The sequence below is a fragment of the Streptomyces shenzhenensis genome, from assembly GCF_021462265.1.
Classification (GTDB): Bacteria; Actinomycetota; Actinomycetes; order Streptomycetales; family Streptomycetaceae; genus Streptomyces; species Streptomyces shenzhenensis.
On the sequence record NZ_JAJONF010000072.1, the window covers coordinates 19,113 to 29,485 of the forward strand.

At 71.0% G+C, this 10,373-nt stretch carries 11 protein-coding genes; 5 read left to right on the forward strand and 6 right to left on the reverse strand.

Going from position 1 to position 10,373, the window contains the following annotated elements:
* From LQ326_RS44120 to LQ326_RS44140, 5 genes are read right to left on the reverse strand one after another with little or no spacing between them, the layout of a single operon-like run.
* Positions 1 to 252 carry an acyl carrier protein gene (locus tag LQ326_RS44120; RefSeq protein WP_089101200.1) on the reverse strand — a complete coding sequence of 84 codons (252 nt, stop codon included), beginning with the start codon at positions 250 to 252 and terminating at the stop codon, positions 1 to 3.
* Between the two features lie 44 nt (positions 253 to 296).
* Positions 297 to 1,541, reverse strand: coding sequence for a ketosynthase chain-length factor (locus LQ326_RS44125; protein ID WP_234544772.1), 1,245 nt, complete (start codon positions 1,539 to 1,541; stop codon positions 297 to 299).
* The gene (locus tag LQ326_RS44130; protein WP_234544765.1) at positions 1,541 to 2,806 is read right to left on the reverse strand and encodes a beta-ketoacyl-[acyl-carrier-protein] synthase family protein; all 1,266 of its coding nucleotides are present in this window, start codon (positions 2,804 to 2,806) and stop codon (positions 1,541 to 1,543) included. Before LQ326_RS44130 ends, LQ326_RS44125 begins: the two co-directional genes overlap by 1 nt.
* Complete coding sequence (locus LQ326_RS44135) at positions 2,803 to 3,216, reverse strand: cupin domain-containing protein (protein ID WP_234544766.1); 414 nt, start codon at positions 3,214 to 3,216, stop codon at positions 2,803 to 2,805. Before LQ326_RS44135 ends, LQ326_RS44130 begins: the two co-directional genes overlap by 4 nt.
* Before the next feature lie 39 nt (positions 3,217 to 3,255).
* Positions 3,256 to 4,326: a SchA/CurD-like domain-containing protein gene (locus LQ326_RS44140; RefSeq protein ID WP_234544767.1), complete on the reverse strand. Its 1,071-nt coding sequence runs from the start codon at positions 4,324 to 4,326 to the stop codon at positions 3,256 to 3,258.
* Positions 4,327 to 4,538: 212 nt separating this feature from the next.
* Between LQ326_RS44140 and LQ326_RS44145 the strand changes: the two genes are divergently transcribed.
* Complete coding sequence (locus tag LQ326_RS44145; protein ID WP_234544768.1) at positions 4,539 to 6,188, forward strand: FAD-dependent monooxygenase; 1,650 nt, start codon at positions 4,539 to 4,541, stop codon at positions 6,186 to 6,188.
* Positions 6,189 to 6,405: 217 nt separating this feature from the next.
* Here the strand turns inward: LQ326_RS44145 and LQ326_RS44150 are convergent, their stop codons facing one another.
* Positions 6,406 to 6,876, reverse strand: a complete 471-nt coding sequence (locus LQ326_RS44150) for an RDD family protein (protein WP_234544769.1) — start codon at positions 6,874 to 6,876, stop codon at positions 6,406 to 6,408.
* 211 nt (positions 6,877 to 7,087) lie between these two features.
* Between LQ326_RS44150 and glnA the strand changes: the two genes are divergently transcribed.
* The 4 genes from glnA to pspAB form a co-directional block, all read left to right on the forward strand.
* Positions 7,088 to 8,497 carry a type I glutamate--ammonia ligase gene (glnA, locus tag LQ326_RS44155; RefSeq protein WP_181805236.1) on the forward strand — a complete coding sequence of 470 codons (1,410 nt, stop codon included), beginning with the start codon at positions 7,088 to 7,090 and terminating at the stop codon, positions 8,495 to 8,497.
* A gap of 101 nt (positions 8,498 to 8,598) precedes the next feature.
* On the forward strand, positions 8,599 to 8,856 hold the full coding sequence (locus LQ326_RS44160; RefSeq protein WP_234544770.1) for an SCO2583/SCO2584 N-terminal domain-containing protein: 258 nt from the start codon (positions 8,599 to 8,601) through the stop codon (positions 8,854 to 8,856).
* 139 nt (positions 8,857 to 8,995) lie between these two features.
* A complete protein-coding gene (gene htpX / locus LQ326_RS44165) occupies positions 8,996 to 9,916 on the forward strand; it encodes a zinc metalloprotease HtpX (protein ID WP_234544771.1) in 921 nt (306 codons plus the stop codon).
* A 2-nt stretch (positions 9,917 to 9,918) separates the two neighbouring features.
* The coding region (gene pspAB / locus LQ326_RS44170; RefSeq protein WP_234544773.1) for a PspA-associated protein PspAB at positions 9,919 to 10,373 on the forward strand (455 nt) is incomplete at its 3' end.

Below are 10,373 nucleotides of genomic sequence, written 5' to 3' on the forward strand. Positions count from 1 at the left end.
TCAGGCTCCCGCGGGCATGGCGCTGTTGACGAGGTCGAGGAACTGGCGGGGCGTCTTGCACCGCTCGGCGTCCACCGGCATGGGCACGCCGTGCCGGTTCTCCAGTTCGCCGACGATGCCGAGCAGGCCGAGCGAGTCGACGCCGAGGACGTCGAAACCGCTGTCGGCCCGGTCCTGCAGGTCGGCCGGGGAGACGGTGACGCCGGCGGCCTTCTTCATGAGTTCGGACAGTTCGTCCACGGTGATGCTCATAGCAACTCCTTCTGCTTCGCTGCTGGGCAGCTGGTGTGTTCGACTCACCCGGCCGCGCCGTGGCGCAGCACGAGCGCCGAGTTCGACCCCATGAGGCCCCGGCTGAGCACCAGTGCCGTGCGCGGCTGCGCGGCACGGGCGCGGCCGGTCACGAGGTCGAGGTCGTGGCAGATGTCGAAGACGCCCGGGGTCGGCGGGATCAGCCCGTGTTCCATCGCCAGCACCGCGGCGGCGGTGTCGAGGACGGGGGCCGCACAGTAGCCCCGGCCGATCCCGGTCTTGGGCGCGGTGACCGGCACCCGTCTGCCGTGCGCGCCGAGGGCGTCGGTGATGGCCAACGCCTCCGCCCGGTCGGCTTCCGGCACGCCGAGGGCGTCGGCGAAGACCACGTCGACCTCCTCGGGTGCGCAGCCGGCCTCGGCCAGCGCCCCGCGGATCGCCTGGGCGAGCCCGGCCCGGGACTCGGCCCAGCGGGAGGCCCCGGTGAAGGTGGACGCGTGGCCGTCGAGGGTGGCGCGTACCGGCAGTCCGCGTGCGCGGGCCGAGCCGGTGTCCTCCACGACGAGCATGGCGCCGCCCTCGGCCGGCACGAACCCGCAGGCCTGCTCGGTGAAGGGGCGGTAGGCGCGGGCCGGGTCGGGCTCCCGGCTGAGTTCCTCGTAGCCGAGCTGGCAGACCACCGAGTACGGAGCTATCGGCGCCTCGGTGGAACCGGCCACGATGACGTCCGTACCGCGGCGGACCGCGCGGGCGGCGTGGGCGAGGGCGTCCAGGCCGCCGGCCTCGTCGGCGGCGACCACCGAGCAGGGGCCCTTGAAGCCGCGCCGGATGGAGATCTGGCCGGTGCTGGCCGCGTAGAACCAGGCGATGGACTGGTAGGGACCGACGAACCGGCTGCCCTTGCCCCACAACTGCTGGAGCTCGCGCTGGCCGAACTCGCCGCCGCCGGAGCCGGCCGCGGTGACCACACCGACGTCGAACGGCGAACCCTCGGTGTCGGCGCGGCCGAGCCGGGCGTCTTCGAGTGCCAGGTCGGCCGCGGCCATCGCGAAGTGCGTGAAGCGGTCGGTCTGGACGATGAGGCGTTCCTCGACGGCGGCCGCCGGGTCGAAGTCGCGGACTTCTCCGGCCACCTTCATGGGCAGGTGCTCGCACCCGTCGCGGGTCACCTTGTCGAGGACGTTGCGTCCCTCCTGGACGGATTTCCAGAAGGTCTCGGTGCTGGTCCCGTTGGGCGCGACGACACCGATGCCGGTGACGGCGGCCCGCCGAGAACGGGGTTCGCTCATCATGTCCGTCCTCTCTGCCGGGTCAGGATCACCGCGGACTGGAAGCCGCCGAACCCGCTGCCCACGGACAGGACGCCGCCGAGGCTGCGTTCACGGGCGACGCGCGGCACGTAGTCGAGGTCGCACTCGGGGTCGGGGGTCTCGTAGTTCGCGGTGGGCGGGACGACCTGGTGGGCCAGGGCGAGCACACAGGCGACGACCTCGATCGCGCCGATGGCGCCGAGCGAGTGGCCCACCATGGACTTGATGGAGCTCATGGGCGTGCTGTACGCGTGCTGTCCGAGCGCCTTCTTGACGGCGGCGGTCTCGTGGCGGTCGTTCTGCCGGGTGCCGGAGCCGTGCGCGTTGACGTAGTCGATGGCGGTGGGGTCGAGGCGGGCGTGGTTCAGGGCGGTCTCGATGGCGCGGGCCATCTCCAGGCCCTCGCTGGTGAGACCGGTCATGTGGTAGGCGTTGCCGAAGGTGGCGTAGCCGTCGAGCCGGCAGTAGATGTGCGCGCCACGGGCCTTGGCGTGCTCCTCCTCCTCCAGGACGAGCACCGCGCCGCCCTCGCCCATGACGAACCCGTCCCGGCGGTTGTCGAAGGGGCGGGAGGCGTGCTCGGGGTCGTCGTTGTTCGGGGAGGTGGCCTTGATCGCGTCGAAGCAGGCCATGGTGATGGGTGAGATCGGGGAGTCCGAGGCGCCGGCGATGCAGATGTCGGCGCGGCCCTCCTGGACGGTGTGGAAGGCGTAGCCGACGGCGTCCAGGCCCGAGGTGCAGCCGGTGGAGACGGTCTGGACCGGACCCTGGGCGCCGAATCGTTCCGCCACCGCGGAGGCGAGGGTGCTCGGGGAGAACGCCCGGTGCAGCTGGGGCTGCGCCTGCCGGTGGTCCACGTCCCAGCGCCGGCCCGCTTCGCTCACCAGGACGTAGTCGTGCTCCAGGCGGGTGGTGCCACCGACCGCCGTGCCCAGGGAGACCCCGATCCGCCAGGGGTCCTCCCGGCCGAGGTCGAGCCCGGAGTTCCGGACCGCCTCGTCACCGGCGACCAGGGCGAACTGTATGTAACGGTCCGCCCGCTCGATCTCCTCGGTGGCCAGGCCGTGCGCCGCCGGGTCGAAGTCGCACTCGGCGGCGATCCGCGACCTGAGGCCCGAGGGATCGAAGAAGGTGATGCCGCGCGTCGCGGTCCGGCCCGAGGCGAGCAGATCCCAGAACGCCGGTACGCCCACACCCCCCGGAGCCACGATGCCTATGCCCGTAACCGCCACGCGCCGGGTCACGACCGGACCTGCCCCACGGCGACGGCTTCCGTCTCCTCGGTGTCCACGTGGCCGAGGCTCGGGCGCGGGGCCAGCGGGCCGAGGTGGAAGACGATCCGGGCCTCGACGTTGCCCACGTTGCGGAAACGGTGCTTCATGTTCATGGGGATCATCAACCCCTGCTCGGGCCGCAGCGGGTACGGGTCGCCGTCCAGGTCGACCTCCATGTCGCCGCAGACGACGTACACGAACTCCTCGGAGTACGGGTGGTAGTGCTCGGCGATGCGGTCGCCCGGCTGCACGATGGCCACACCCATGAAACCGCTGGTGGAACCGACCGTGGCCGGAGTGAGCATGGCGCGCAGATCGCCGCCACGCCGGGTGTTGGGCTCGACCTCGCTGAGGTCCACGATCTTCGGAATGGGCTGCATGTCTGCGTTCCTCCCTGGGGGTGATGCGACGGTGAGGGTTCAGGCGTCCGGCGAGCGGCGGTCGGTGAGGAGCTGCATCCGCACCGCGTCGCCGTCCAGCAGGGCGGTCAGCGCGTGGGCCGGGGTGATGTCCACGGGCGTGCCGGGCCGCTGCTCGACCAGGCGGACGACGACGTCGTCGCGCTGGAAGACCGTGCTGTGCAGCACCGCGCTCGCCGGGTCCTCGGCCGCGGCCTCGTCCTGCTGCGCGAGCAGCTCCGCGAGCCGCATCCCGCAGCCGGGGCGGGCGGGGTAGCAGATCGCGTGCCGCTCGCCCTCGGCCGGCTCCGCGGCGCTGACGTGGTGGACGGCCGGCAGCGCCGCCCGGGTGAAGAACACCCGTGCGGACTCCTGGTCGTTGAGGTCGCGGTCCTGCTCCAGGTAGGGGTTGATGGCCTCCTCGACGGCCCGCACCTCGGGCTGCCGGGCGACGTGGCGCAGGGCCGCCATCAGGTCGCCGCGCACCTCGATGGCGCGCACGACCCGGTTGCCGTGCATGAACAGGGAGGTACGGCAGAGCCGGGTGGAGTCGTCGACCTTCGCCTGGGGCGAGGCGTAGTCCGCGAGGATCCTCGCGACCTCGGCCTCGCTGCCCGGCCGGACCGTGAAGGTGAGCGCGTGGCGGATCACGCCGTCGCCCATCCGCGGCTGGGCCTGCAGGACGCGGACCGCGTCCGCCGACGGGCCGCCTGTCTCCCGTACGACGTGGAAACGGAGCGAACGGGTGTCGCGTACGCAGTTGTGCAGCGGCTTGACCATCTCCACGTGCTCCTCGCTGTTCACCCAGGCGAGGAACGGCGGGGCGCTCTCCCACTCGCTGGTGATCAGCCACTGCGAGGGGTTCTCGATCGACTGGCAGAGCTGGTCGCTGACGTGACCGGGCACCTGGGCCACCTGGTTGCACAGCTGCTCGTAGGCCTCCAGGAACTGCTGCTGCGCGCCGTCGTGGACGTCCACCAGCAGGACGACCCGGAGCCGGGAGCCGTCGAAGACGGACTGGGAGACCCGGGTCGAGACCGGGCGGGTGGTTCGGGTCGGCTTGTCGGAAACCTTTTCCGAGATCGTCGTCATGCTTCGCACATCTCCTTCGCGGTGGCAGCGGCCTGCGCCTTCGCCGATGACGTGGCGTCAGCGCTTCTTGATCCTGTGCCGGTCCTCCGAAGCGCGCGACTCGCGTGAACCAGGTGGGTGATTGAGCACGCGAAACCCCCCCGGAAGGGGCCCGGACGGGGCATGGAGGTTCCAACGCACCTGACGCACAACACCCGCCTCTGGAGTGCCCGATGCAGCAGAGAACCGATCACCAGGTCCCCGTCCTCGTGGTGGGCGGCTCCCTCGTGGGCCTGTCCATGTCCCTCTTCCTGGGCCGACTGGGCGTCCGCCACATGCTCGTCGAGAGACACTCGGGGACCTCGATCCACCCACGCGGCCGGGGCAACAACGTGCGGACGATGGAGCTGTTCCGGAAGGCGGGGATCGAGCAGGACATCAAGTCGGCGGCCTCCCTCCTCGCCGACAACCACGGCATCCTGCAGACCCCGACGCTGGTCGGCGACGCCGGCGAATGGCTGTTCAGGGAGATCGACCCGGGAGGCGGACTCGCGAGGTTCAGCCCCACGGGGTGGTGCCTGTGCAGCCAGAACGACCTCGAACCCGTCCTCCGCCGGGCGGCCGAGTCGCTCACCGGCGAGCTGCGCTACTTCCACGAGATGGAGTCCTTCGAACAGGACCCCGAAGGAGTGACGGCGTACGTCCGCGACCGTGGCTCCGACCGGATGTACACCGTCCGCGCGGACTACCTGGTCGCGGCCGACGGCCCGCGCTCCCCGGTCCGCGGCCGGCTCGGCATCGGCCAGACGGGCCCCGGCGACCTCTTCGCGAACGTCAGCATCACCTTCCGTTCCAAGCTGCTCCAGAACACGGTCGGGGACCGCCGCTTCATCTGCTGCTACCTCACCGACCCGGAGGCCGACGGCGCCCTCCTCCCCGTCGACAACAGGGAGAACTGGGTCTTCCACGCTCCCTGGCACCCCGAACGCGGCGAAACCCTCGACGAGTTCACGGAGGAACGGCTCACCCGGCACATCCGGCGGGCCGTCGGCGTCCCCGACCTCGACGTCGAGGTCACCGGCCGCGCCTCCTGGCGGGCGGCCGAACGGGTCGCGGAACGCTACGCCGACCGGCGGGTCTTCCTGGCCGGCGACTCCGCGCACGAGATGTCACCGACCGGGGCCTTCGGCTCCAACACCGGCATCCAGGACGCCCACAACCTGGCCTGGAAGCTGGCGGCGGTCCTCGACGGCTGGGCCGGCCCCGGGCTCCTCGACTCCTACGACGCCGAGCGCCGCCCGGTCGCCCTCGCCACCAGCGCCCGCGCGTCCGCCCGCTCCGTCGAGCACAGCCATCCCGGCTTCGCGCCCGCCCCCGGCGTCGGCGCGGACCGGCGCGGCGGCATCCTCAACATCGTCCTCGGCTACCGCTACCTCAAGGGCGCGGTCCTCGGCGCCGACCCGGACCAGCCGCTCGTACCCGATGGGATGAACCTCACCGGCCAGCCGGGCAGCCGGTCCCCGCACCTGTGGCTGCGCCGCGCGGACGAACGGCTCTCCACGCTCGACCTGTACGAGCGGTCGCTGGTCCTGCTGAGTGACGCGGAATCCGCCGGGGGCGCGGCATGGCACACCGCCGCCCGGCGGATCGCGGACACGGAGCGGCTACGGCTGGACACGTACCGGATCGGGGCGGCGGGGACGGGTGCCGATCTCGTCCACGACACGGAGGACGGCGACTGGGCTGCGGCGCACGGTACGACGGCGGACGGGGCGGTGCTGGTGCGGCCGGACGGGTACGTGGCCTGGCGATCGGAGGGAGCCGTGCCCGACCCGGAGGGAGAGCTGCGGGAGGTACTGGGACGGGTGCTGCGGAAGAGGTGAGCCGGGGTTGTGGCTGGGCGCGGGTGGGAACGCTCACCGGCGCTTGCCGGGTACCTCCCCCAGCCTTCGGCCGGGGGACCCCCGGCGACACGACTGCCCGCGGCTTATGCGCCCCGTAAGGGGCGCGGGGAACTGCGCGGCCAGCCACCGCGCACCCGCGGCCGCCGACGAGACGGGGCTCGGCAGACCGCGAGGCGCCGCCCTGCCGGGCCCGGAGTCAGATACGGACCTCGACGGTCTTCGCCAGCCGGTCGTGCAGCCCCCTGCCGTCCCGGTCCCAGATCAGCGCGGGGATCGCGAGGCACAGCAGCACCGTGCGGGCCAGTGCCCGCAGCGGCTGCACCCGCCCCGTATCCACGCCGACCACCCGCAGCCGGAACAGCCGTTTTCCCGGCGTGAAGCCGACCGTGCCCACGGTGAGGACCCCGAGGACGAGGAAGACGAGGAGGGCCCAGTTGCCGGTCGTCGCCGGGTTGTAGCCCTTGGTGATCAGACCGTATGCGATCAGCTCGCACAGCGCCCAGTCCACCACCAGCGCCCCGAGCCGCCGCCCGGGGCGGGCGATGGAGCCGGGTCCGTCCTCCGGCAGACCGAGCCGCTCGCCCCGGTACCCGAGCTCGGCGCCCGCCTCCTCCATGGCCGCGCGGGGTCCGGAGAGCCACGATCCGATTGCTTGCCTGTTGTCCACCCGTCCACGGTACTGGGCCCGGTCCGGCCCCCGGTCCGGCGGGGTGCCGAGGGCTACCCTGGAACCGAGGTCGGTTAACTTCAGCGAAACAAATGGGTCACGCCTGAGAAATCACCCGTCCCTAGTGTCGAGGGCAGCGTGTGCCACCGCACTGGCCGCACGAACGAACTACCACCCCGGCACGGGAACGGCCGGGAGTAGGAGGAGCTGGATGTTCCAGAACGCCGACGAGGCCAAGAAGTTCATCGCGGACGAGGACGTCAAGTTCGTCGACGTCCGTTTCTGCGACCTGCCGGGCGTCATGCAGCACTTCACGGTGCCCGTCGAGGCGTTCGACCCGGACGAGGAGCTCGCCTTCGACGGATCGTCGATCCGTGGTTTCCAGGCGATCCACGAGTCCGACATGGCGCTGCGCGCCGACCTGTCGACGGCCCGGGTGGACCCCTTCCGCCGCGACAAGACGCTCAACATCAACTTCTTCATCCACGACCCGATCACGGGTGAGCAGTACTCCCGTGACCCGCGCAACGTGGCGAAGAAGGCGGAGGCGTACCTGGCGTCGACCGGTATCGCCGACACCGCGTACTTCGGCCCCGAGGCCGAGTTCTACGTCTTCGACTCGGTCCGCTTCGCCACCTCGGCGAACGAGTCCTTCTACCACATCGACTCCGAGGCCGGCGCCTGGAACACCGGCGCCCTGGAGGACAACCGTGGTTACAAGGTCCGCTACAAGGGCGGCTACTTCCCGGTCCCGCCGGTCGACCACTTCGCCGACCTGCGCGCCGAGATCTCCCTGGAGCTGGAGAAGAACGGCCTGAAGGTCGAGCGCCAGCACCACGAGGTGGGCACCGCCGGCCAGGCGGAGATCAACTACAAGTTCAACACGCTGCTCGCCGCCGCCGACGACCTCCAGCTCTTCAAGTACATCGTGAAGAACGTGGCCTGGCGCAACGGCAAGACCGCGACCTTCATGCCGAAGCCGATCTTCGGCGACAACGGCTCGGGCATGCACGTGCACCAGTCCCTGTGGGCCAACGGCGACCCGCTGTTCTACGACGAGGCCGGTTACGCGGGCCTGTCGGACACCGCCCGCTACTACATCGGCGGCATCCTGAAGCACGCCCCGTCGCTGCTGGCCTTCACCAACCCGACGGTGAACTCGTACCACCGCCTGGTGCCGGGCTTCGAGGCGCCGATCAACCTGGTGTACTCGCAGCGCAACCGCTCCGCCGCGATGCGTATCCCGATCACGGGTTCGAACCCGAAGGCCAAGCGCGTCGAGTTCCGCGCGCCCGACTCCTCCGGCAACCCGTACCTGGCCTTCTCGGCCCTGCTCCTCGCGGGTCTGGACGGCATCAAGAACAAGATCGAGCCGGCCGAGCCGATCGACAAGGACCTCTACGAGCTGGCTCCCGAGGAGCACGCCAACGTCGCCCAGGTCCCGACCTCCCTCCCGGCCGTCCTCGACTCCCTGGAGCGCGACCACGAGTTCCTGCTCGCCGGTGACGTCTTCACGCCCGACCTGATCGAGACGTGGATCGACTTCAAGCGCACCAACGAGATCGCCCCGCTGCAGCTGCGTCCGCACCCGCACGAGTTCGAGCTGTACTTCGACGTGTGACAGACGCCGTTCCCGGCCGCCGGCGCCCCCGTCCCTGTTCCTCAGGGCGGGGGCGCCGTCGTATCGTGCCCGGGTACTGATGTTCGAGACGGGGGTACGGGGTGTCCCAGCAGGGCGACGAGGAGCAGGAGTTCGACTTCAGGTGGGCCGCCGAGGCGCAGCACAAGGAGCCGTCCGCACGGGCGCGGATGCTCGCCGCCCGGTGGCGGGAGAACCCGCCGGATCCGGTGCCGTTCCGGCCGGATCCGGGACCGGCGGGACCGCGCCGGTCGTCCTGGGTTTCGACGGCTCTGGTGCTGGGGTGTGCGGCGGCGGTGATCCTGCTGCTGGGGTACATGCAGACGCGGTCGCCGTACTAGCGGGCCCGGCGCCGGCGCCCCGTCGGGGGCTTTCACAGGGACCTTTTGCCGCTACTAGGGACGTTCGGAACCGTTCCATGGCCCCCCGCAGGTGCACACTGGACAGCGGGACGAGTGCCTGACTGCGGGGTGATGCAAGATGCAGAGCCGCTTCCGGAGCGACCGGCGGCTGACTGTTCGGATGACAGTCACGCTGTTCCTGCTCGGGTTGTTGTACGTCGGCTTCGTTGCCGCGTTGATCGTGCTGCTGAAGTCGTGGCTGCTGGTCGTCGTGCTGGTGGGCGCGATGTTCGTGGCGCAGTTCTGGTTCTCCGACCGGATCGCGCTGTTCGCCATGCGCGGGCAGGTCGTGGAGCGTGAGGAGTACCCGGAACTGCACGCGGTGGTGGACCGGCTGTGTGCCATCGCCGACATGCCGAAGCCGGTGGTCGCCGTCTCCGACATGGACATGCCGAACGCGTTCGCGACCGGGCGCAGTCCCGAGCATGCCGTGGTGTGCGTGACCACGGGGCTGCTGCGGCGGCTGGATCCCGCCGAGTTGGAAGGCGTGCTCGCGCACGAGCTGTCGCACGTGGCGCACAAGGACGTCGCCGTGATCACGATCGCGTCCTTCCTGGGCGTGATCGCCGGGCTCATCGTGCGGTTCGCGTTCTACTCGCAGCTCTTCGGCGGCGGCCGGCGCGACCAGAACACGGCCGCCGTGTTCGCCGCGGTCATCGGGGTCTCCGCGGCCGTGTACGCGATCAGTTTCCTGCTGATCAGGGCGCTGTCCCGGTACCGGGAGCTGGCGGCCGACCGGGCCGCCGCCCACCTGACCGGCCGGCCCTCCGCGCTGGCGTCGGCGCTCACCAAGGTCTCCGGTGACATCGCCCGGATCCCGACCAAGGACCTGCGCACGGCCCAGGCCTTCAACGCGTTCTACTTCACCCCGGCGACCGGCAAGGAGCCCGGCTTCGAGCGCATCTTCTCCACCCACCCGACCCTGGAGCAGCGGCTCGAACAGCTGGGGCGGATCTCGGCGGAGCTGGGTGAGGCGGCGACGCCCGGGAAGGCCGGGTGAGCATGGGGTTCCTGGACATCCTGCTGGGCCGTACGAAGCCGGTCGCGCCCGATCTCGATCAGCTGTTCGCACTGCCGTCGGCGGCGGTGACGCTGGAGGTGGCGACCGGGTTCCGGCCCACCGGGGCGGGCGCGGTGTGCTTCGCCACCGTGGAGGGCGCGGCCTTCGAGCAGACCCACCGGGAGGTCCAGGCACTCCTCGACGCGGACACGGACCGCGGCGGGGTTCCGGTGGAGCTGCGCCAGGACGACTACGGGTACTCCTGGCTGGTCTCGCAGCGTTCCCCCGACCAGCTTGCGCAGCTGGTCAACGACCTGCACGCGGTGAACAGCTCGCTGGAGGCCAACGGCTTCGGCCCACAGCTGCTCTGTTCTCTGGCCGCCTTCGAGGACGAGCGCGGGCGCCGGCTCGCGCTCGTCTACCTCTACAAGCGGGGCTCCTTCTACCCGTTCGCGCC